Consider the following 20,858-nt stretch of genomic DNA (forward strand, 5'->3'; position numbering starts at 1 on the left):
CCCGTCCGTCCCGAACCCCACCCACCGAGGATCCCGATGCCCGAGACACCGCCCATGCCGACCAGCCCGCCCACGCCCCCGCCGGGCGGCGGCCGCCCGGAGTGGATGCGCGGCCCCGCGGTCTGGCTGGCCGGCGGTGCGTTCCTGATCGCCCTCGTCGCCCTGGTCGTCGCCCTGTCCGGCGGCGGCGACGGCGGCGGGCAGCGGGTCGCGGGCGCCGGGGCCACCGGGCAGGTCGGCCCCACCCTCTCCACCGGCACCCCGTCGGACGCCCCGGCCTCCCCGGCGCCCGGCACCGGGGAGCCCTCCGACGCGCCGTCCGCCTCCGACGGGGCGTCCGTGCCGCCCGCCCCGGGCTCGGACGCGTGCCCCGTCGCCACCACCACCGTGCAGGACGCCGACGGCCTCCAGCGGGCGCTCACCGACGCCAGGCCCGGCGACGTCATCCAGATCGCCGACGGCACCTACACCGGCAAGTTCACCGCGAAGACCCCCGGCACCGAGCAGCAGCCGATCGTGCTGTGCGGCGGACCCGGCGCGGTCATCGACGGCGGAGGCGTCAAGAAGGGCTACGCCCTCCACCTCGACGGCGCCAGCTGGTGGCGGGTGATCGGCTTCACCGTCCGCAACAGCCAGAAGGGCGTGATGGCGGACAAGGTCCAGCACACCCTCATCAAGGGCCTGACGGTCACGCAGATCGGCGACGAGGCCATCCACCTGCGCAACTTCTCCAGCGACAACACGGTGGAGGGCAACACCGTCAGCGACACCGGGCTGCGCCGCGACAAGTTCGGCGAGGGGATCTACATCGGCAGCGCGGTCAGCAACTGGCCCACCGTCAGCGGCGGCAGGCCCGACAACAGCGACCGCAACACCGTCCGCGGCAACCGCATCAGCGGCACCACCGCCGAGTCCGTCGACATCAAGGAGGGCACCTCGCACGGCGTCCTCGAGGACAACACCTTCGACGGCTCGAAGCTCAAGGGCAGCCACAACGACTCCTGGGTCGACGTCAAGGGCAACGACTGGCTGATCCAGGGCAACACCGGCACCCACAGCCTCGCCGACGGCTTCCAGACGCACCAGGTCGTCGACGGCTGGGGCAAGGGCAACGTCTTCAAGGACAACACCGCCCAGGTCGACGGGCCGGGCTACGGCTTCAACGTCCAGTCGCCGGACAGCAACACCGTGGCCTGCAGCAACAAGGCGACCGCCGCCGCCAAGGGCCTCACCAACGGCACCTGCTCCTAGAGGGGGACTCCATGGACCTGCACAGCGACCTGCACAGACCGCCCCGCCTCACCGTGATCGGCACCGGCTACCTCGGCGCCACCCACGCCGTCTGCATGGCCGTCCTCGGCTTCGAGGTGCTCGGCGTCGACGTGGACGAGCGCAAGATCGAGCGGCTGGCCTCCGGCGAGGTGCCCTTCTTCGAACCCGGCCTGCCCGAGCTCCTCGCCAAGGCACTGGAGTCCGGCCGGCTCTCCTTCACCACCTCCTTCGAGGAGGCCGCCGCCTTCGGCGACGTGCACTTCGTCTGCGTCGGCACCCCGCAGCAGAAGGGCTCCCAGGCCGCCGACCTCAGCTACGTCGACGGCGCCGTCCGGGCGCTCGCCGCCTACTTGGACCGGCGCTCCCTCATCGTCGGCAAGTCCACCGTGCCCGTGGGCACCGCCGCCCGCCTCACCGCGCTCGTGCAGGCCGTCGCCCCCGCCCGGGAGGAGGTCGAACTCGCCTGGAACCCCGAGTTCCTCCGCGAGGGCTTCGCCGTCGACGACACCATGCGGCCCGACAGGCTCGTCTTCGGCGTGGCCTCCGACTGGGCCGAGCAGCGGCTGCGCGCCGCCTTCGCGCCCGTCATCGCGCAGGGCTCGCCGGTGGTGGTCACCGACCTGCCCACCGCCGAACTGGTCAAGGTCGCCGCCAACTCCTTCCTGGCCACCAAGATCTCCTACATCAACGCCATGGCCGAGGTCTGCGAGGCCACCGGCGCGGACGTCACCCGCCTCGCCGAGGCGCTGGCGTACGACGACCGCATCGGCGGCCGGTTCCTCAAGCCGGGCCTCGGCTTCGGCGGCGGCTGCCTGCCCAAGGACATCCGGGCGTTCAAGCACCGGGCGGAGGAGCTCGGCGTCGGCCAGGCGGTGGCCTTCCTCCGCGAGGTCGACGCCATCAACCAGCGCCGCCGCGCCCGGACCGTGGACCTGGTCCGGGAGCTGGCGGGCGGCTCGCTGGACGGGGTGCGGATCGCCGCTCTCGGCGCCACCTTCAAGCCGAACTCCGACGACATCCGCGACGCCCCCGCCCTCGACGTGGCCGCCGCACTCCAGCGGGCCGGCGCCGAGGTCCGCGTCTTCGACCCGGCGGGCATGGACAACGCCCGGCGCTCCTACCCGCAGCTCGTCTACGGGGAGAGCGCGCTGGACGTCGCCGCCGGGGCGGACGTGGTGGCGCTGCTCACCGAGTGGACCGAGTTCCGCGAGATCGACCCCGAGGCGATGGGCGCGGTGGTCGCCGGGCGCCGCATCGTCGACGGACGGCACGCCCTGGACCCCGCCCGGTGGCGCGCCGCCGGGTGGGAGTACCGGGCGCTCGGACGTCCGTGACGGGCCCCGGCCCCCGCCGGGGGCGCGGGCAGGAGGCGGGCCCGGCTTCCGCGGCCGGCCCCCGCCCGGAGGCCGCGGTCCGCGCGCCGTCCGCCCCGCCCGCGGCGTCCGCCGCCGGCCCGGGGCGGACCCGCGGACGCCGGCGGGCGCTGGCCGCCGGGTCGGTCGCCGCGGTCCTGCTGCCGGTCCTGGCCGCCGCAGGCTGCGCGAGCGGACCCGCCCAGCGGTACGGCGCCGACCCCGCCAAGGTCGGCCCGCAGACCGCCGTGCCCGGCGACCAGCTGCCCACCGCCGCCGCGTCCGGCGTCTACGACCCGGCCGCGACCGCGACGCCGGGCGGGGGCGGCCGGCCGTCGGCGCCCGGCGGCGGCGCCGGGTCCGCCCGGGCGGCGACCGATGCCGCGCTGGTGCGCCTCACCGCCCGGCTCTCCGCCGCCGTGGAGCGCGGCGGCCACCCGCCGGCCCACCTGCGGACGGCGTTCAGCGCGCACGCCGGCAACCAGCTGTCGGTCACCTGGACGGTCAGCTCCGCACTCGCCGACCGGGGGGCCCGGGACCGTGCCCGGCGCGACGCCCTGGCCGTGCTGGGCGCGGTGCGGGACTCGTCGTTCGCCTACGGCTCGGTGGTGCTGACCGTGCAGGGCGCGGTCAGGGACGTGTACGGCGGCCTGTCCCAGACCAAGGTGGTGCGGGCCAAGTACTCGCGCGGCCTGGTCCGGGCGACCGACTTCGCCCTGCTGCCGCCCGCGCAGGTCTTCGCGATCTGCGACGACAAGGCCGCCGAGATCCACCCGTCCTTCCGCTGAGCCGGCCGCCCTCCGCGCCCCGCCGGGGGCGGTCCGCTCCCGTGGCGGCGCACCCCCCGCACGGCCGCCCGTGACGGGCGGCCGTGCGGGGCCGCCCGTCACCGGCGGCCGTGACGCAGCCGTCCGCCCCTCCCGGGGAGCATCCGGGAGGGGCGGACGGCTGCCGCCACGCCCCGTCGTACGGGACCCGGCGGGATCGCGCGGGCCGCGCGGACTGTGGGGGCCGAGCGGGCTACGCGGGACGCTGGAGCACGATCAGCGAGCGGTCGGCCAGCCGCAGCCGGTCTCCCGCCTTCACCCGCGCCCCCGTGCCCGGCGTGATCGTCCTGGGCAGGGCGGTGTCCACCACCACCTGCCACTCGCGGCCGTGGTTCACCGGCACCACGAAGTCCAGCGGCTCGTAGTGGGCGTTGAACATCAGCAGGAAGGAGTCGTCCACGATCTTCCCGCCGCGCCGGTCGGGCTCGGAGATGGCGTAGCCGTTGAGGAAGACCGTCATCGACTTGGCGTACGAGGCGCTCCAGTCGTCGTCGGTCATCTCCCGGCCGTCGGGGGTGAACCAGGCGATGTCGGAGAGGTCGTCGTGGGTGCCGGAGACGGGCCGGCCGTGGAAGAAGCGCCGGCGGCGGAAGACCGGGTGGTCGCGGCGCAGCCACACCATGGACCGGGTGAACTCCAGCAGCTGCGCCGCCGGGTCGGCCGCGTCCTCCGGCTGCGCCGTGCCGTGCGGCAGGCCGCCGGTGCTCGCGGGCGGGGTCTGGGCGGCGGCCTTCGGCCAGTGCATCCAGGCCATCTCGCTGTCCTGGCAGTAGGCGTTGTTGTTGCCCTGCTGGGTGCGGCCCAGCTCGTCGCCGTGGGAGAGCATCGGGACGCCCTGGGAGAGCATGAGGGTGGCGATGAAGTTCCGCTGCTGGCGGGCGCGCAGCTCCTGCACGCCCTCGTCGTCGGTCTCGCCCTCGGCCCCGCAGTTCCACGAGCGGTTGTGGCTCTCGCCGTCGCGGTTGTCCTCGCCGTTGGCCTCGTTGTGCTTCTCGTTGTACGAGACCAGGTCGCGCAGGGTGAAGCCGTCGTGGCAGGTGACGAAGTTGATGGACGCGATCGGGCGGCGGCCGTCGTCCTGGTAGAGGTCGGAGGAGCCGGTCAGCCGGGAGCCGAACTCGGCGAGCGTGGCGTTCTCCCCGCGCCACAGGTCGCGCACGGTGTCGCGGTACTTGCCGTTCCACTCGGTCCACAGCGGCGGGAAGTTGCCCACCTGGTACCCGCCCTCGCCGACGTCCCACGGCTCGGCGATCAGCTTGACCTGGGAGACCACCGGGTCCTGCTGCACGAGGTCGAAGAAGGACGACAGCCGGTCCACCTCGTGGAACTGCCGCGCCAGGGTGGCGGCCAGGTCGAAGCGGAAGCCGTCGACGTGCATGTCGGTGACCCAGTAGCGCAGCGAGTCCATGATCAGCTGCAGCACGTGGGGGCTGCGCATCAGCAGGGAGTTGCCGGTGCCGGTGGTGTCCTCGTAGTACCGCTTGTCGTCGCCGACCAGCCGGTAGTAGTTGTCGTTGTCCAGGCCGCGGAAGGAGAGGGTCGGACCGAGGTGGTTGCCCTCCGCGGTGTGGTTGTAGACCACGTCGAGGATGACCTCGATGCCGGCCGCGTGCAGGGCCTTGACCATCGACTTGAACTCCTGCACCTGCTGCCCGCGGTCCCCGACCGAGGAGTAGGAGCAGTGCGGGGCGAAGAACCCGATGGTGTTGTAGCCCCAGTAGTTCGACAGGCCCATGTCCGCCAGGCGGTGGTCGTGGACGAACTGGTGCACCGGCATCAGCTCGATCGCCGTCACCCCGAGGTCCACCAGGTGCTCGACCACGGCCGGGTGGGCGATGCCCGCGTAGGTGCCGCGGATCTCCTCCGGGATGCCGGGGTGCAGCTTGGTGAGCCCCTTCACGTGGGCCTCGTACAGCACGGTGCGGTGGTAGTCGGTGCGCGGCGGCCGGTCGTTGCCCCAGTCGAAGTAGGGGTTGATCACCACCGAGTGCATGGTGTGCGGGGCGGAGTCCAGGTCGTTGCGCCGGTCCGGCGCGCCGAAGTGGTACCCGTACACGGACTCGTGCCAGTCGATCGACCCGCTCATCGCCTTCGCGTACGGGTCGAGCAGCAGCTTGGCGCTGTTGCAGCGGTGCCCCTGCTCCGGGTCGTACGGGCCGTGCACCCGGAAGCCGTACCGCTGGCCGGGCTGGACCCCGGGCAGGTAGGCGTGGCGCACGAAGGCGTCGGTCTCCCGCAGCTCCACCGCGGTCTCCGACCCGTCGTCGCCGATCAGGCAGAGCTCGATCCGGTCGGCGGCCTCCGAGAAGACCGCGAAGTTGGTTCCGGCCCCGTCGTAGGTGGCACCGAGGGGGTACGGGTGTCCCGGCCAGACCTGCATCGTCCCTCATCTTCCCGTCGTCGCGGCGGGCGGCTGCCCGGACCGTGCCTGGGCACGCCGCCGATGCGTGCCGTATGCCCGGTGGGGCCGGGCGCCATGTCTCCCCGGGGCGCGGCACCCTCGGGCCCTCCCTTCCGGCCCTCCCCTCGGCCTCTCCCACCGCCCCTCCGGCCGGCGGTCCTGCGGCGTCCCTCCCCCGCATACTTGCCGACCGGAAGGCCGTACTGATGCCCTTTCGTGACTTCTTCGCCCGAACGGGTGTCTTATCCGGCGGAAAACCGCCGCAACCGGGCGCGACCCGGCACCGCCCCCGCGTGTCGCGGCCTCGGACGCACGTCCGGGCCGCCGATCCGCGTGCGGGGCGGGCGGCGGCGAAGTACCCTTGATCGTCCGGATCGGCAGGGGAGGGTGAGGTACTCCATGGTGGTCCCCGCCGACGGGGGTGCCGCGGGAGGCACGGTGCGCGGAGACGCGCCCGCCGCCGGGAGGGCGGCCGCCGGCCGAACCGTGCCCCGCCAGGGCGGGAGCCCGGAGGCCGGGCCCGTCTGGGGGCCGGACGCCTGGGAGGAGGCCCGCCGCCGGGTGCGCCGCGCCGGCCGCGCCTACGTCTGGCTCAACCTCGTCGAGCAGCGGATGCGCGCCCTCGTCTCCGACGTGCTGCGCCCCGTGTACGAGCCCGCCCACGGCGAGGACTGGGTCACCGCCGCGGCCGGCCCCGCCGGCGAGGAGTGGGCCCACCGCGCCGGGGCGGTCCGCGAGGTCAGCCGCCGCAAGGGCTACCTGCTCGACCCCGCCGACGACCGGCTGGTCGTCTTCCTGACCCTCCCGCAGCTGCGCGAGCTCATGGTGCAGCACTGGCCCTGCTTCGAGCCGCACCTCGCCGACCGGCGCGAGGTGGAGCTCGCCCTGGACGAGCTGGAGGTGGCCCGGCACGTCGTCTCCCGCAACCGGGCGCTGTCCGAGACGGTCCTCGCCCAGGCGGAGCGGGCCGCCGCCCGCCTGCTGGCCCTGCTGGACGGCGGCCGGGCGGCCGTGCCCGGTACCCCCGGCGACGTCGTCGAGGAGCTCGTCGGCGACCGCTACGCCGACGTCTCCTCGGTCCACTCCGACCGGGTCCGCCTCCAGCGCGACCTGCCGGTGGAGGAGCTCCTGGCCGGGGCGCAGCGGCTGGACGCCGTCGGCATAGGGCTCTCCCTGCTCTGCCAGAACTTCACCGGCAGGCGCCTGGTCCGGCTGGCCGCCGGCGGCTGCCGGACGCGCCTGCTCTTCCTCAACCCCGCCAGCAGCGCGGTGCGCCGCCGCGAGCGGGAGCTCGGCCTGGGGCGCGGTGAACTGGCCCGGTCGGTGGAGGCCAACATCATGCACGTGCGCCGGGTCCGGGCCCGGCTGCGCGATCCCCGCGGCTTCGAGATCCGGGTCTTCGACGAGACGCCCCGCTTCACCGCCTACCTGGTCGAGGGCGGCCGGCCGCAGGGCCTCGCCGTGGTCCAGCCCTACCTGAGGCGCTCCCGCGGCGCCGAGTCGCCCGCCCTGGTGCTGCGCGGCACCGCCCGCGACCCGGAGGCGGCCGGCGCGGAGCCGGGGCTGCTGGACGTCTACCGCGAGGAGTTCGAGGGGAGCTGGGCCGACTCCCGGCCGGTCTCCTGACGCGCCGGGCCCCGTCCTGGCCGTCCGGTCCGTCCTGGCCGTCCGGTCCGGTTCTCCGCCGCGCCGCGCCGCGCCGCGCCCCGTCCGCCCGCACGCGTCCCCCGGCCCGGGCCGCGCGGACCCCCGGCGCGCACCGGCCCCCGGGCGGCCGCCTCCCCGACGGGGCCCTGTGCACCGGGCCCCGCACGCCCCGGCCCCCGGCCCCGCCGGTGCCGCGGCCTCGGTCCGCGACCCCGCTCCGCGGCCCGGGCCGCCGGGTCCCGCGTCCGCTTGTCAGAGGCGCACGGGATGATGGACGCCTCACGGGGGCCGGAGGAGAGGACGCCGCACATGAGCTGGTGGCACGAGCCGCTGGTCGGGTTCGACCTGGAGACGACGGGGACGGACCCGGACACATCACGCATCGTCACCGCCGCACTGGTGGACACCAAGGGCGGCGAGCCGGTGCACACCACCACCTGGCTCGTCGACCCGGGCGTGCCCATACCGCCCGAGGCCGCGGCCATCCACGGCATCAGCACCGAGCGGGCCGCCGCCGAGGGGCGCCCGGCGCCCGGCGCGGTCGGGGAGATCGCCGAGCTGCTCTGCCGCCGCCTGGAGACCGGGGTGCCGGTGGTGGCCTTCAACGCGCCCTTCGACCTCAGCCTGCTCGACGCCGAGCTGCGCCGCCACGGCCTGCCCTCCCTGGAGGAGCGGCTGGGGGGCCGCCCGGTGGGACCGGTCCTCGACCCGCTGGTGGTGGACCGCTCGGTCGACCGCTACCGCCGCGGCTCACGCAGCCTGCAGAGCGTCTGCGGGGTCTACGGCGTGGAGCTGGCCGACGCCCACGAGGCGGGCAGCGACGCCCTGGCCGCGGTGCGGGTCGCCGTCCGGCTGGCCGAGCGCTACCCGCGCCAGGTGGGGGAGCCGCACCCGGCCGACCTCCACACGCAGCAGGTCGGCTGGTACGCCGCCTGGGCGGAGGACTTCCAGGCGTGGCTGCGGCGGGAGAAGGACCCCCGGGCCGTGGTGGACGGCCGGTGGCCGCTGCGGCGCCCGTGACCCGGGCGCGCGGCCGCCGCAGCCGCTCCCCTCAGAAGGGGTACCAGCGCACGGAGGCGTCGCCCGCGCGCAGCGACTCCACCCGGCGGCGGAACTCGGCGCGTGCCGCCGGGTTGCCCGGCACGTGCTGCGCCACCCAGGAGGCGCTCGCGGTCTCCCGGGCGCCCCGCAGCACCGCGCACCCCTCCCAGTCCCGCACGTCCCACCCGTAGGTCCCGGTGAACGCGCGGTAGGCGGCGGCGGGCACGCCGTAGCGGTCGTGGCTCAGCGCCATCACCACCAGGTCGTGCTCCCGCAGGTCGCCGGAGAAGGTCTCCAGGTCCAGCAGGACCGGCCCGTCCGGCCCGATGTGGACGTTGCGGGTCAGGGCGTCGCCGTGGATCGGGCCGGGCGGCAGGTGCGGCACCAGCTCCGCCGCGGCCTCCGCGAACCCGTCGCGCCGGGACCGCAGGTAGGCGGCGTCGGCCGGGTCGATGTGCCCCTCCGCGGCGAGCAGCCAGCGCTCCACCCCGGAGAGCAGGTCGCGGCGCGGCAGCGGCACCGGCGGGGCGGGCAGCCGGTGCACGGCGCGCAGCAGCTCGGCCAGGTCGGCCGGCCCGGCGGGGCGTACGGCGTCCGGCAGCCGCTCCCAGACGGTCACCGGGTGGCCGTCCACGACCAGCGGCCGGCCGTCCGCCAGAGCCGCGGCCGGCCGCGGCGCGGGCACGCCCTGCCCGGCGAGCCACTCCGCGACGCGCAGCTCCCGCTCGGCCCGCTCGGCGAGGCCGGCGTCCCGGCCGATCTTCACCACCACGTGGTCGACGGCGAGGACCGCGTTCTCGCCGAGGGCGAGCAGGCGCGCGCCGGCGGGGGAGGGCAGTCCGGCGCGGGCGCAGGCGGCCTCCAGGACGGTGCGTGCGCGGCTCTCGTCGAAGGGGAGGCTGTTCATGCGGCGGCGGTGCTCCGGTCTGCGGCGGTACGGGTCCGGCCAGTCTCGCAGACGGCCGGGCCGCGTCGGCGTCCCGGCCGGACGGCTCGGCCCCCGGTGGCAGGCCTGTCCCAGGCTTCTCGTCCCGGGGCGCCCTGTCCTGTGGCAGCCCTGTCCGGGGGCGCCCCGGTCGGCGGAGCGGCCGGTGCGCCGATCGGGGCGGCGCGTGCCCGGACCGGCCGGGCAGGGCGCCTCCGCGCCCGCGCCCGCCGCGCTCCGAGGCGGTCCCCGGGACCCTCCCCGGGACCGCCCCCGGGGACGGCCGTGCGGCGCCCGGCCCCGCACGCCGCGGGACCCGGCGCCGCACGCGGGCGGCACGGGGCCGCTCACACCTCGGCGGCGGTCCGCTCGCTCCTCGGGTCGTCCTCGCCGTCGACGAGGTACGGCAGCGGGGCGGACGCGGGCGCCGGGGGCACCGGGCCGCCGTGCGAGAGCTCCGGCAGGCGGCGCAGCCACCGCGGCAGGTACCAGTTGCGCTCGCCCAGCAGGCTCATCACCGAGGGCAGCAGCACCCCGCGGATGACGGTGGCGTCCACCAGGACGGCCACGGCCAGCCCCACGCCCATCTGCTTCATCGACTGCACGGAGAGCGTGCCGAACACCGAGAACACCGCCACCATGATCACGGCCGCGCTGGTCACCACGCCCGCGGTGCTGCGGATGCCGTACGAGACGGCGGAGCGGGTGTCCATGCCCCGGTCGCGGGCCTCCTTGATCCGGGAGACCACGAAGACGTGGTAGTCCATCGACAGGCCGAAGAGGATCACGAAGAGGAAGAGCGGCACCCACGACTCCACCGCGCCGACCCCCGCCGTGCCCAGCAGCGAGGCCCCGACGCCGTGCTGGAAGACCAGCGCCAGCACGCCGTAGGCGGCGGCGACCGAGAGCAGGTTGAGCGCCACCGCGGTCGCCGCGACCGTCAGGGAGCGGAAGAAGAGCAGCATGAGCAGGAAGGCGAAGGCGGTCACGAAGCCGAGGACGGGCAGCAGGCTGTCGGACATCTGCCGGTTGAAGTCGTGGCTGCCGGCCGTCTCACCGGTGACGGGCGCCTCGGTGCCGGGGACCGCGCCGAGGGTGCGCGGGACGACCTCCTCGCGGAGGGTCCGCAGGGCCTCGTCGCTGGCGGCGTCGTTGCCCGAGCCCGCCAGCGGGACGCTGATCACGGCGACGTCCTGCGCGGAGTGCGCCTCGACCCGGATCGGCTCGTGCATGCGGCCCGTGGAGACGGCGGCCCGCCGGAAGTCGGCGACGGCCCGCCGCATCCGCGGGGAGTCGATGTCGGCCGCCTTGACCACGACGGTGGCGGGGGCCGGGTCGCCGGGGAAGGCTGCCTGGATCCGCTGGTACGTCGTCACCAGGGCGTTGCCCCGGGGGATCTGCTGCTCGAAGGTGAGGTTCGCGGTGTGCAGGGTCAGCAGCGGGGCGGCGAGGGCCAGCAGGACGCCGGTGGAGAGCAGGGCGGCGGCGAGCGGCCGGCGCAGCACGGGGGTGAGCACCGCGTTCCAGACGCGGCCGCCCTCGGCGGTGCCGGCGCGGCGCAGCCGGCCGAGCAGCGGGACGCGGCCCCTCTCGACGCGGTCGCCGAGGAGGGAGAGCAGGGCGGGCAGCACCGTGAGCGATCCCAGGACGGCGGTGACGACGACCACGATGGTGCCCGCGGCCATGGCCCGGAAGTCGGCGATGCCGGTGAGGAACATGCCGGCCATCGCGACCACCACTGTGAGGCCGGAGACCAGGACCGCCCGGCCCGAGGTGGCGGCGGCGATCCGCAGCGCCGTCGCCGGGTCGTGCCCGGCGGCGCGCTCCTCGCGCTCGCGGCGCAGGTAGAACAGGCAGTAGTCGACGCCGACGGCGAGGCCGACCAGCAGCATCACCGAGCTCGCGTCGTCGCTGGTGTGCAGCAGGTGGCTGGAGAGCGCGACCAGGCCGCCGGCGGCGACGAAGGCGGTGAGGGCGAGGACGACCGGCAGCACCGCCGCGACCAGGGCGCCGAAGGCGACCAGCAGGATGCCCAGCGCCAGCGGCACGGCGGTCCACTCGGCGCGCTTGAAGTCGTGGCTGAACTGGTCCTGGAACCACCGGTGGGCGCTGGCGTCGCCGAACTCCTCCACCACCAGGCCGCGGTGGCGCGCCTGCACCCCGGCGACCGCGTCCAGCACGGTGGCGACCTCCGCGTCGGTCTCCTTCCCGCGGGCGTCGGTCATCGTGAAGGCCACCAGCGCCGTGCGGCGGTCCGCGGAGACCGCCCCGCCGTCGTACGGGGACCTCACGCCGGAGACCAGGCCGGTGGCGCGCACCGTGCGGACCACGTCGGCGACCGCGCTGCGGAAGGCCGGGTCGGCGGCGGTCAGGGACGGGCTCTGGACGACGACGCTCTCGCCGGAGGGCCGCTCGATCCCGGCGTCGGCGAGGATCCGGTGCGCGCGGGCGACCTGGCCGGGCATCTGCTCGGAGTCGTCGATCCTCACGCTGCCGGCGACGCCGCCGAGCCAGGCGGCGAGGACGACGAAGAGCAGCCAGCCGGTGACGGCCGCCCAGCGGTGCCGGGCGCTCCAGCCGCCCATGGCGGCGGCGAGGCCTGGTCGGTGTGACACGTCGGGTCCCCCCTCGGGAAGACGGCGGTGCGGGCCGCCGGAATCGGTGCCGCCGCTCGCTGCGGCGCTGTCCACGACGCTAGGGATCCGGCGCCGGGGCGGACATCCGGCCAGCGGCCGACCCGACCCTGGTCCTGGCCCCAGGAGGGGGGTGGGGTTCTCCCTACGGGCGCCCCTGAGGGGCTGTCGGGGGCGGTGGCTCCTCCCGCAGGTGGAGGCGGATCCACCCCGCGCAGGAGACGGCGGGGCCTCCGGCAACGGGAGGATGGGTGCGGTGTCCGGGGAGGCCGCAACCAACTTGCCGGTCGGCAAGCAAGCTTCCTGGGATGCCGCTGCGTACTTGTCTGCCGACCGGACCGCGAGCGTCCGGTCCCCAGCCGCGAGCCCCATGCCCCGCCACCCCGCTCCGGGCGGCGGGTGCCCGTCCCCGGGCTGTGCGGTGCCATGCCCAGGAGGCACACAGAGCATGTTCCATCGCATGGGGCGCACCGTCGTCCGCCACCCCTGGTGGACGATCCTCGCGTGGGTCGTCGCGGCGGCGGCCATCGTGGCCACCGCGCCCAAGCTCACCACCAACACCGACGAGAGCAGCTTCCTGCCCCGCCACTACGAGTCCATCAAGGCGGCGGACGTCCAGGCCAAGGCCTTCCCGCAGGCGTTCACCCCCTCGGCGATCGCCCTGTTCGAGCGCACCGACGGCGGCGCCCTGACCGCCGCCGACCAGGGAGCCGTGCAGAAGGTCGTCGCCGGCCTCGGCGCAGCGGGGATCGACACCGTCGAGGCGGTCATCCCGGCGCCGCAGACCTCGAAGGACGGGAAGTACACCCTCGCCTTCGTCAAGATGAAGCAGTCCGGCGGCGACCCGACGAAGATGGCCGACGCCGCCAAGGAACTGCGCGCCAAGGGCACGGAGCTGGCGAAGGGCACGGACCTGAAGGTCCTGCTCGGCGGACAGGCCGCCCAGCAGCTGGACCAGCAGGACGCCAGCAAGAGGGGCGACTCGCTGATCTTCTTCGGCACGCTCGCGGTCATCCTCATGGCCCTGCTGATCATCTTCCGGGCGCCGATCGTCGCAGTCCTGCCCCTCGTGCTGATCTTCGTCGTCGCCCTGGCCGCCTACGGCCTCATCGCCGACGCCAACAAGGTCTTCGGCCTCCACGCGGACAGCTCGGTCACCGGCATCCTCCTGGTGGTCCTCTTCGGCGTGGGCACCGACTACTTCCTCTTCCTGATGTTCCGCTACCGCGAGCGGCTGCGTGCCGGGGACGAGCGCAGGGAGGCCGTGGTCAACGCGGTGGGCCGGGTCGGCGAGGCCATCGCCTCCGCCGCCGGCGCGGTGATCATCGCCTTCCTGGCGCTGGTCCTCTCCTCGCTGGGCATGTTCCGCTCCCTCGGGCCGTCCCTCGCCATCGCCGTCGCCGTGACACTGCTGGCCGCGCTCACCCTCTTCCCGGCCGTGCTCTCGCTCTTCAGCCCCCGCGTCCTCTTCTGGCCGTCCCGGAACTGGCAGCGGGAGCCGAGCGGCGCCCGCTTCGCCGCCCTCGGTGCCACCACCGGACGGCGCCCCGGCCTGGTCGCCGGGCTCTCCGGCCTCCTCCTGGCCGCGCTCGCCGCCGCCGCGTTCGGCTTCACCGGCATCTTCGACCTGGCCTCCGGCTCCATGCCCAAGGACAGGGAGTCGATGGTCGTCCAGGACACGATGATGAAGGCGTACTCGGCGGGCGCCGCCGAGCCCACCCACGTCTACCTGGTCAGGGCCGGCGGGCAGCTCGACCGGGCCGCCCTCCCCGCGTTCCAGCGGAAGCTCCAGGCCGTGCCCGGCGTCGCCGCGGCAGCCGTGGACCCGCGGACCGGCCTGAGCAGGGACGGGTCGACCGCCGACTTCACCGTCCTGCTCAAGGACGCCCCGGCCTCCGGCGCCGCGATCGACACCGTGGACCGGCTGCGCGGCACCGCGCACGCCTCGGCCCCCGCCGGGACCACCGCCCTGGTCGGCGGCATCACCGCCGTCTACAAGGACATCAACCTGGCGATGGACCACGACTACCGGCTGGTCTTCCCCGTCGCCGCGGTCCTGATCATGGTGATCCTGGGCCTGCTGCTCCGCAGCGTCGTGGCGCCCTGGTACCTGATGGCCTCGGTGGGGCTCGGCTTCGGCGCCACGCTCGGCGCCACCACCCTGCTCTTCCAGAAGGTGCAGGGCGAGGCCGGCCTGGTGTTCATGCTGCCGATCATCGTCTACCTGTTCGTCGTCGCCATCGGCACCGACTACAACATCCTGATGATCGCCCGCCTGCGGGAGGAGGCCCGTGAGGGCCGGTCCCCGCGCGAGGCGGCGAGCATGGCCGTCCGGTACAGCGGTCCGACGGTGGCCGCCGCCGGCTTCATCCTGGCGGCCTCCTTCGCCACCCTGATGCTGGCGGGCAACTCCTTCTTCATCCAGATGGGCTTCGCGGTCGCCTTCGGCATCGTGGTCGCCGCCTTCGTGATGGCCCTCTTCTTCACCCCCGCGCTCACCGCGCTCATCGGGCACGCCGCCTGGTGGCCGGGCCACGGGGACGGCCCGCGGGCCGGCGCGGCGCCGGACGCGGCCGGTCCGGAGACGGCCGGCGAGCCCGTGCCCGACCCGGCGGTCAGCCGCAGCTGACGCCGACACGGCCGGGAGGAGCGGACATTGCTGGCCCGTTCCCCCCGGCCGTGCTACGGTCGTTGTTGTTGCAGTTTTGGTTCCCAAGAACTCTTGTGTGCGCCTGCTGGTCCAACCACAGGCGCACTTTTGTTTGCCCGGTGTCATCCGGATGGGGATCGCGGCGACGTGGGGTCCGCGAGGTGCGGATCCTGACTCTGCCCCAGAAGGAGGCGGCTATGGCCACCGGTACCGTGAAGTGGTTCAACAGCGAGAAGGGCTTCGGCTTCATCGAGCAGGACGGCGGCGGCGCCGACGTCTTCGCCCACTACTCGAACATCGCGGCTCAGGGCTTCCGTGAGCTGTTCGAGGGCCAGAAGGTCGAGTTCGACGTCACCCAGGGCCAGAAGGGCCCCCAGGCGGAGAACATCCGTCCGCTCTGACACCCTCGGGATGTCCGCAAGGGCCCGCGCCGTACGGCGCGGGCCCTTCGCGTGTCCGGGGCCGGGCGTGTCCGGACGGTCCCGCCTACCCCTCCAGGCCCGCCGTGACGGGCGCCGCGTCCGCGCCGCCGGCCCGGGCCGCGCCCGGCGCGGGGACGGCCGCCGACCGCCACCAGGGCTCGCGCGGCAGCTCGCCGCCCGGTTCGAACGGGCGTCCCGGCACCGGCACCGCCACCTCGGCACCCGCCGCCTCGGCCGCGGCCAGGGTGCGCTCGGCCGGCTCGTCCCACGGGTGCGGCGCCAGGTTGAAGGTCCCCCAGTGGATCGGCAGCAGCACCCCGCCGCCCAGGTCGGCGTGGGCCCGGAGCCCCTCCTCCGGCGTCATGTGGATGTCCGGCCAGAACTCGCTGTACGCGCCGATCTGCACCATCGTCGCGTCGAACGGCCCGTGGGCCGCGCCGATCTCCGCGAACCCCGGGAAGTAGCCGGTGTCGCCGCTGTGGAAGACCCGGTGCCGCGGCCCCGCCACCGCCCACGACGCCCACAGGGTGCGGCGGCGCAGTCCCCGCCCGCAGAAGTGGCGGGCCGGGGTCGCGGTGAGCGTCAGCCCGGCGGCCCCGACCGACTCGTGCCAGTCCAGCTCGGCGATCCGGCCGGCCGGCACGCCCCACCGCTCCAGGTGCGCGCCCACCCCCAGCGGTACGGCGAACAGGGCGCCGCTGCCCGCCAGGGCGCGGACGGTCGGCATGTCCAGGTGGTCGTAGTGGTCGTGGGAGATCACGACGGCGTCCAGCGGGCCCAGCCCGTCGAGCGGCAGCGGCACCGGGTGCAGCCGGCGCGGCCCGGCGAACCGCACCGGCGAGCAGCGCTCGCCCCACACCGGGTCGAAGAGCACCCGGGCGCCGTCGATCTCGGCCAGCACCGTGGAGTGGCCGAGCCAGGTGAGCCGCAGTCCGGAGGCGGGCGGCCCGGACGGGGCCTCCCGGTGCAGCGGGACCGGTGCGGCGGGCGAGCGGCGCACGCGGTCGGCGCGGCGCAGCATGCTCCGCAGCAGCTCCGTCCGGCCGCCGGCCGGCACGGGGATGTCGGGGGCCGCCGGGTTGCGGAAGGTCCCGTCGGCGTGGTGCGGCGAGGCGAGGATGCGCTCCAGCCGCTCCCCGGCGGGGATGCCGCCGAGCGCGGCGGGCCGCAGCAGGCGGGCGAGGCGGGACGGGGGAGTGGTGCGGGGCACGGGCGGGTCCTCCGGGCGGGGCGGGGCGGGACGGCTCAGGGGGCGGGGTGCGTCAGGGGCGAGGTGCGTCAGGGGCGAGGTGCGGCGGGCTGCCGGCGGCGGGCGGCGTCAGGGGCGCTCCGCGGGGGCCGGGTGGTCGTACCGGACGCCCGTCAGCTGCTCGGACACGTCCCAGAGCCGGGCGGCGGTCCCCTCGTCCTGCGCGCGGCGGCTCGCCCGGGCGGGGGCGGGCCCGCCGGTGGTGCCGAACACGCCGTCCGGACCGTAGTAGCCGCCGCCCGCGGCGTCCGGCCCGGTCGCCGCGTACAGGGTGGGGAGCGCGCCCTGCTCCGGCTGCTGCGCCGCGCCGGGCAGTGACATGACCAGGGCGCTCATGCCGCCGCCCTCCCTCCCCGTGCCCAGGTTGGGACCGGTTTGCTGCAGGTTGGTCACGGTGGAGCCGGGGTGGGCGGCCGCGCTGAGCAGTCCCCAGCCGCCGCGGTCGCTGCGCCGCTGCAGCTCCTTGGCGAAGAGCAGGTTGGCGAGCTTGGAGGCCCCGTAGGCGCGCCAGGCGCCGTACGAGCGCTCAGCCTGCAGGTCGCCGAAGTCCAGCCGGCCGATGAAGTGGGCGAGGCTGCTGACGGTGACCACCCGCGGCGAGCGGCCGCGCACCAGCAGCGGCAGCAGCCGGCCGGTGAGGGCGAAGTGCCCCAGGTGGTTGGTGCCGAACTGCAGCTCGAAGCCGTCGGCCGTGGTGTGGCGGGTGGGCACCGCCATGATCCCGGCGTTGTTGACCAGCAGGTCGAGGGGGCGGTCGCGGTCGAGCAGCAGGCGGGCGAAGGCGGCCACCGAGCCGAGGTCGGCGAGGTCCAGCGGCTCGGCGGAGACGGCGGCGTCCGGGTGCTCCCGGCGGATCCGGTCGACGGCCTCGGCGCCCTTCGCCGCGTTGCGGACGGCCAGCACCACCTCGGCCCCGGCCCGCGCCAGGCGGCGGGCGGTCTCGAAGCCGATGCCGCTGTTGGCCCCGGTGACGACCGCGAGCGTGCCGCTCCGGTCGGGGACGGGGATGTCCTTGGGCTGGGCGGGCATGGGTGCTCCTCCGGGGGCGGACAAGATGAATCACTGCTCATCTTCATCATGAACTAGTATTCATCTTGCTGCAACCACGAGAGGGACCGCCCCATGCCCCAGCCCCGCCAACTGCGCGCCGACGCCGTCCGCAACCGGCAGAAGATCATGGAAGCCGCCCGGGAGCAGGTCACCGCGCACGGCCCCGAGGTCGCCATGGAGGCCATCGCCGCCGCGGCCGGGGTCGCGGTCGGCACCCTCTACCGGCACTTCCCCACCAAGGCCGACCTGGTCGGGGCGGTCGTCCTGGAGCACGGCGAGGCCATGGTCCGGGACGTCGCCGACACCGCCGCGCGGGTCGAGGCCGGCCGCCCGGCGGTGCCGGAGCTCCGCGCCCTGCTGGTCCGCATCGTCGACGGCATGGCCGAGGACCGCGCCGTCAAGGCCGCCGCCGCCGTCCTCGGCGCCACCGACCACGGCGACCTGGAGGAGCGCGCCCTCGCCGCCGCCGCCCGGATCGTCGCGGCGGCCAAGGCGGAGGGCGGCCTGCGCCCCGACGTCACCACCGCCGACGTCGCCCTCCTGATCGCCACCGCCCCCACCGACCGGCCCGCCGAGGTCCGCGCCCGCTGGCTGGAGGTCTTCCTCGCCGGCCTCTCCGCCCCGCGCGGCTGACCGGTCCGGCCCCGCCGCCGCCCCGCCGCCCTGCCCGCCCCGCCGCCCTGCCCGCCCGTCCCCGCCCGTCCCCGCCCGTCCCCCTGCTCCCCGGGCCGCCGGTCGCGGACGCGGCGCCCGGAGAGCCGTCCGGACCATGGCCCGGAAGAAGGTCCGCAAGAAGGTCCGAGCGGGCTGTCGATCCGGCCGCCCCCCGTTCGACGTACGGGTGAGAGGCGGGGAGAGCCCCCGCCCTCCCGACCGAGGAGTCACCGTGCCGCGCTACCTGAGCATGATCCGCATCGACGAGAAGGACGTCCCCGCCGAGGGCGTCAGCCCCGACCTGCAGAAGCGCATGGGCGAGCTGCTGGAGGAGATCACCCGGGCCGGGGTCATGCTGGACACGGCCGGGCTCACCCCCAGCGCCCAGGGCACCCGGCTCACCTGGTCCGGCGGCCGCCTCAGCTCGACCGACGGCCCCTTCACCGAGACCAAGGAGGTCGTCGGCGGCTACGCCGTCCTGCAGGCCAAGGACAAGGCGGAGGCCCTGGAGTGGACCCGGCGGTTCCTGCAGGTCCACGGGGAGGAGTGGACCGTGAGTGCCGAGGTCCGCGAGATCGAAGGGTCCTGACCCGCCGGTGCTTGCCCCGCCCCCGCACGGCTGCTCTGATGGGTGGCCGTGACGGAGGCAGCAGCGGCCCGGGCGGTCGAAGCGGTGTTCAGGATCGAGTCCGCGCGCGTCGTCGCGAGCGCCGCCCGCGTCGTGCGGGACGTCGGCATCGCGGAGGAGATCGCGCAGGACGCCCTGGTCGCCGCGCTGGAGCAGTGGCCGGAGTCAGGCGTCCCGGACCGGCCGGGCGCCTGGCTCACGGCCGTCGCCGGGCGCCGCGCCGTCGACCTGGTCCGCCGCCGGGAGGTGTACGCCCGCAAGCTGGCCGAGGTCGGGCGGACCCTGGAGGACATGCCGCCGCCCGAGCCCCCGGAGCCGGACGGCATCGACGACGACCTGCTGCGGCTGGTCTTCACCGCCTGCCACCCCGTGCTGCCGCCGGAGGGCCGGATCGCGCTCGTCCTCCGGCTGCTCGGCGGGCTGACGACGCAGGAGATCGCCCGCGCCTTCCTGGTGCCGGAGCCGACCGTCGCCCAGCGCATCGTCCGCGCCAAGCGCACGCTCGCCCGGGCCGGGGTCCCCTTCGAGGCCCCGTACGGCGAGGACAGGGCCGCACGCCTCCCGTCGGTCCTGGAGGTCGTCTACCTCGTCTTCAACGAGGGCTACGCCGCGACGGCCGGCGACGACCTGGTGCGGCCCGCCCTGTGCGAGGACGCGCTCCGCCTGGTCCGCGTCCTGCAGGGCCTGATGCCCGGGGAGGCCGAGGTCCACGGCCTGGCCGCGCTCCTGGAGTTCCAGGCCTCCCGCATCCCGGCCCGCACGGGGCCGGACGGCTCGCCGGTGCTCCTCGCCGACCAGGACCGCTCCCGGTGGAACCGCGTGCTGCTCCGCCGCGGCGTCGAGGCCCTGGCCCGCTCGGGCCGCGGCCCGTACTCCCTCCAGGCCGCCATCGCCGCCCACCACGCGCGGGCGCTCCGCTACGAGGACACCGACTGGGCGGCCATCGCCGTCCTCTACGGGCGGCTGGGGGCGGTGGCCCCGTCGCCCGTGGTGGAGCTCAACCGGGCCGTCGCCGTCTCCATGGCCCGGGGCCCGGCCGCCGGGCTGGAACTGCTGGACGCCCTGGCGGACGAACCGGCCCTGAAGGACTACCACCTGCTGCCGAGCGCCCGGGGCGACCTGCTGGAGCGCCTCGGGCGCGGGGAGGAGGCCCGGGCGGAGTTCGCCCGGGCGGCGTCCCTGGCCCGCAACGCCCGGGAGCGGGAGCTGCTCCTGGACCGGGCCGCCCGCGCCGCCCGCGCCGCCCGCGGCGGGTGAGGCCGGCCGCCGGGACCGGTCAGGCCGAGAGGGCGCGGGCCGCGGAGGCGGCGGTGTCGTAGCGGCGGAGGAGCAGGCGGGCCAGTTCGGGCGCGGCGCCCAGCACGGGGGCGACCAGGTCGGCGCCCGCCTCCGCGGCGGCCGCCGCGATCCGGTCCGGGAGCAGGCCGGGCGCGACCAGGTACGGCGCGACGGCGATCCGCTCCGCGCCGGCCGCCCGCAGCGACGCCACCGCCTGCGGCACGTGCGGCGGGACGGCGGAGGCGTGGGCCACCTCCACCGAGGCCCAGCCGCGGGTCCGCCGCCACTCCGCGGCCACCGCCCGCAGCCCGGCGTTGGCGGCCGGGTCGGAGGAGCCCGCCGCCGCCAGCACCACGCCGGTGCGGGCCCGCCCGGCGGGGGAGCCGGTGTCGAGGCCCGCCTCGGCCAGGCGGCGGTCCAGCGCCGCGAGCAGCAGCGGCGAGGGCCCGAGGACGTCCGCCACCGGCAGGCCGCTGCCCCGCAGCGCGCCGGGGATGTCGGTCTTCGCGTGGTAGGCGCGGCCGAGCAGCAGCGGCACCGCCACCGCCGGGGTGCCGGCGGCGGCCAGGCGCTGCACGACCTGCGGGATGCGCGGGGCGCAGTGGTCCAGGTAGGCGGTGGCGGCGGGCGTACCGGGCCGCAGCTCCCGGACCAGGCCGACCAGCGCCTCCACGGTCGCCGCGTGGCGCGGGTCGCGGCTGCCGTGGGCGATCAGCAGCAGGACGGGCGGGCCGGGGAGGGCCGGGCTGCCCCCGGTCGTGCCGTCCTGCGGGCTGCGTCCCGTCGCGTGGCGGATGGTCATCGGTGCGGCTCCGTGGCGGATGGTCGC

At 75.8% G+C, this 20,858-nt stretch carries 16 protein-coding genes; 10 read left to right on the top strand and 6 right to left on the bottom strand.

The features are described from left to right. Window positions 1-36 precede the first annotated feature (36 nt). From ACFY07_RS03940 to ACFY07_RS03950, 3 genes are read left to right on the top strand one after another with little or no spacing between them, the layout of a single operon-like run. Complete coding sequence (locus ACFY07_RS03940) at window positions 37-1,251, top strand: right-handed parallel beta-helix repeat-containing protein (protein ID WP_390867236.1); 1,215 nt, start codon at window positions 37-39, stop codon at window positions 1,249-1,251. A gap of 11 nt (window positions 1,252-1,262) precedes the next feature. After that, window positions 1,263-2,606, top strand: coding sequence for a UDP-glucose dehydrogenase family protein (locus tag ACFY07_RS03945; protein ID WP_390867237.1), 1,344 nt, complete (start codon window positions 1,263-1,265; stop codon window positions 2,604-2,606). Further along, window positions 2,603-3,412, top strand: a complete 810-nt coding sequence (locus tag ACFY07_RS03950) for a hypothetical protein (RefSeq protein ID WP_390867238.1) — start codon at window positions 2,603-2,605, stop codon at window positions 3,410-3,412. Before ACFY07_RS03945 ends, ACFY07_RS03950 begins: the two co-directional genes overlap by 4 nt. Before the next feature lie 232 nt (window positions 3,413-3,644). Here ACFY07_RS03950 and glgX read toward each other — a convergent pair whose 3' ends face one another. Further along, window positions 3,645-5,831: a glycogen debranching protein GlgX gene (gene glgX, locus ACFY07_RS03955; RefSeq protein WP_390867240.1), complete on the bottom strand. Its 2,187-nt coding sequence runs from the start codon at window positions 5,829-5,831 to the stop codon at window positions 3,645-3,647. A 420-nt stretch (window positions 5,832-6,251) separates the two neighbouring features. Between glgX and ACFY07_RS03960 the strand changes: the two genes are divergently transcribed. Both ACFY07_RS03960 and ACFY07_RS03965 read left to right on the top strand, forming a co-directional pair. After that, complete coding sequence (locus ACFY07_RS03960; RefSeq protein ID WP_390867241.1) at window positions 6,252-7,478, top strand: SAV2148 family HEPN domain-containing protein; 1,227 nt, start codon at window positions 6,252-6,254, stop codon at window positions 7,476-7,478. 330 nt (window positions 7,479-7,808) lie between these two features. Next, complete coding sequence (locus ACFY07_RS03965; protein WP_390867242.1) at window positions 7,809-8,519, top strand: 3'-5' exonuclease; 711 nt, start codon at window positions 7,809-7,811, stop codon at window positions 8,517-8,519. A gap of 31 nt (window positions 8,520-8,550) precedes the next feature. Here ACFY07_RS03965 and ACFY07_RS03970 read toward each other — a convergent pair whose 3' ends face one another. Continuing rightward, entirely contained in the window at window positions 8,551-9,447 is an 897-nt protein-coding gene (locus ACFY07_RS03970; RefSeq protein WP_390867243.1) for a phosphotransferase enzyme family protein, read from the bottom strand. A gap of 365 nt (window positions 9,448-9,812) precedes the next feature. Then, window positions 9,813-12,050, bottom strand: coding sequence for an MMPL family transporter (locus tag ACFY07_RS03975; RefSeq protein ID WP_390867414.1), 2,238 nt, complete (start codon window positions 12,048-12,050; stop codon window positions 9,813-9,815). Window positions 12,051-12,546: 496 nt separating this feature from the next. Here ACFY07_RS03975 and ACFY07_RS03980 point away from each other — a divergent pair, with 496 nt between their 5' ends. After that, window positions 12,547-14,727 (top strand): MMPL family transporter, encoded by a 2,181-nt coding sequence (locus ACFY07_RS03980; RefSeq protein WP_390867244.1) that lies wholly within the window; start codon window positions 12,547-12,549, stop codon window positions 14,725-14,727. A 218-nt stretch (window positions 14,728-14,945) separates the two neighbouring features. After that, window positions 14,946-15,149 (top strand): cold-shock protein, encoded by a 204-nt coding sequence (locus tag ACFY07_RS03985; protein ID WP_230648121.1) that lies wholly within the window; start codon window positions 14,946-14,948, stop codon window positions 15,147-15,149. Between the two features lie 85 nt (window positions 15,150-15,234). Here ACFY07_RS03985 and ACFY07_RS03990 read toward each other — a convergent pair whose 3' ends face one another. Both ACFY07_RS03990 and ACFY07_RS03995 read right to left on the bottom strand, forming a co-directional pair. After that, the gene (locus ACFY07_RS03990; protein WP_390867245.1) at window positions 15,235-16,380 is read right to left on the bottom strand and encodes an MBL fold metallo-hydrolase; all 1,146 of its coding nucleotides are present in this window, start codon (window positions 16,378-16,380) and stop codon (window positions 15,235-15,237) included. Between the two features lie 108 nt (window positions 16,381-16,488). Continuing rightward, complete coding sequence (locus ACFY07_RS03995) at window positions 16,489-17,448, bottom strand: SDR family oxidoreductase (protein ID WP_390867246.1); 960 nt, start codon at window positions 17,446-17,448, stop codon at window positions 16,489-16,491. 93 nt (window positions 17,449-17,541) lie between these two features. On the opposite strand from ACFY07_RS03995, the gene ACFY07_RS04000 reads away from it, so the two are divergent. The 3 genes from ACFY07_RS04000 to ACFY07_RS04010 all read left to right on the top strand — a co-directional run bounded on the left by ACFY07_RS04000 (window position 17,542) and on the right by ACFY07_RS04010 (window position 20,008). Then, complete coding sequence (locus ACFY07_RS04000; RefSeq protein WP_390867247.1) at window positions 17,542-18,102, top strand: TetR/AcrR family transcriptional regulator; 561 nt, start codon at window positions 17,542-17,544, stop codon at window positions 18,100-18,102. Window positions 18,103-18,355: 253 nt separating this feature from the next. Next, entirely contained in the window at window positions 18,356-18,712 is a 357-nt protein-coding gene (locus ACFY07_RS04005) for a YciI family protein (RefSeq protein WP_390867248.1), read from the top strand. A 42-nt stretch (window positions 18,713-18,754) separates the two neighbouring features. Further along, complete coding sequence (locus ACFY07_RS04010) at window positions 18,755-20,008, top strand: RNA polymerase sigma factor (protein WP_390867249.1); 1,254 nt, start codon at window positions 18,755-18,757, stop codon at window positions 20,006-20,008. A gap of 19 nt (window positions 20,009-20,027) precedes the next feature. Here ACFY07_RS04010 and ACFY07_RS04015 read toward each other — a convergent pair whose 3' ends face one another. Then, entirely contained in the window at window positions 20,028-20,831 is an 804-nt protein-coding gene (locus ACFY07_RS04015) for a sirohydrochlorin chelatase (protein WP_390867250.1), read from the bottom strand. Window positions 20,832-20,858: the final 27 nt, after the last annotated feature.

This window comes from Streptomyces sp. NPDC001380, from assembly GCF_042895785.1.
Classification (GTDB): domain Bacteria; phylum Actinomycetota; class Actinomycetes; order Streptomycetales; family Streptomycetaceae; genus Peterkaempfera.

Coding starts and splice junctions, on each gene's coding strand:
- ACFY07_RS03940 (WP_390867236.1), top strand. CDS start 37: ATGCCCGAGACACCGCCCATGCCGACCAGCCCGCCCACGCCCCCGCCG.
- ACFY07_RS03945 (WP_390867237.1), top strand. CDS start 1,263: ATGGACCTGCACAGCGACCTGCACAGACCGCCCCGCCTCACCGTGATC.
- glgX (WP_390867240.1), bottom strand. CDS start 5,831: ATGCAGGTCTGGCCGGGACACCCGTACCCCCTCGGTGCCACCTACGAC.
- ACFY07_RS03960 (WP_390867241.1), top strand. CDS start 6,252: ATGGTGGTCCCCGCCGACGGGGGTGCCGCGGGAGGCACGGTGCGCGGA.
- ACFY07_RS03965 (WP_390867242.1), top strand. CDS start 7,809: ATGAGCTGGTGGCACGAGCCGCTGGTCGGGTTCGACCTGGAGACGACG.
- ACFY07_RS03970 (WP_390867243.1), bottom strand. CDS start 9,447: ATGAACAGCCTCCCCTTCGACGAGAGCCGCGCACGCACCGTCCTGGAG.
- ACFY07_RS03975 (WP_390867414.1), bottom strand. CDS start 12,050: ATGGGCGGCTGGAGCGCCCGGCACCGCTGGGCGGCCGTCACCGGCTGG.
- ACFY07_RS03980 (WP_390867244.1), top strand. CDS start 12,547: ATGTTCCATCGCATGGGGCGCACCGTCGTCCGCCACCCCTGGTGGACG.
- ACFY07_RS03985 (WP_230648121.1), top strand. CDS start 14,946: ATGGCCACCGGTACCGTGAAGTGGTTCAACAGCGAGAAGGGCTTCGGC.
- ACFY07_RS03995 (WP_390867246.1), bottom strand. CDS start 17,448: ATGCCCGCCCAGCCCAAGGACATCCCCGTCCCCGACCGGAGCGGCACG.
- ACFY07_RS04000 (WP_390867247.1), top strand. CDS start 17,542: ATGCCCCAGCCCCGCCAACTGCGCGCCGACGCCGTCCGCAACCGGCAG.
- ACFY07_RS04015 (WP_390867250.1), bottom strand. CDS start 20,831: ATGACCATCCGCCACGCGACGGGACGCAGCCCGCAGGACGGCACGACC.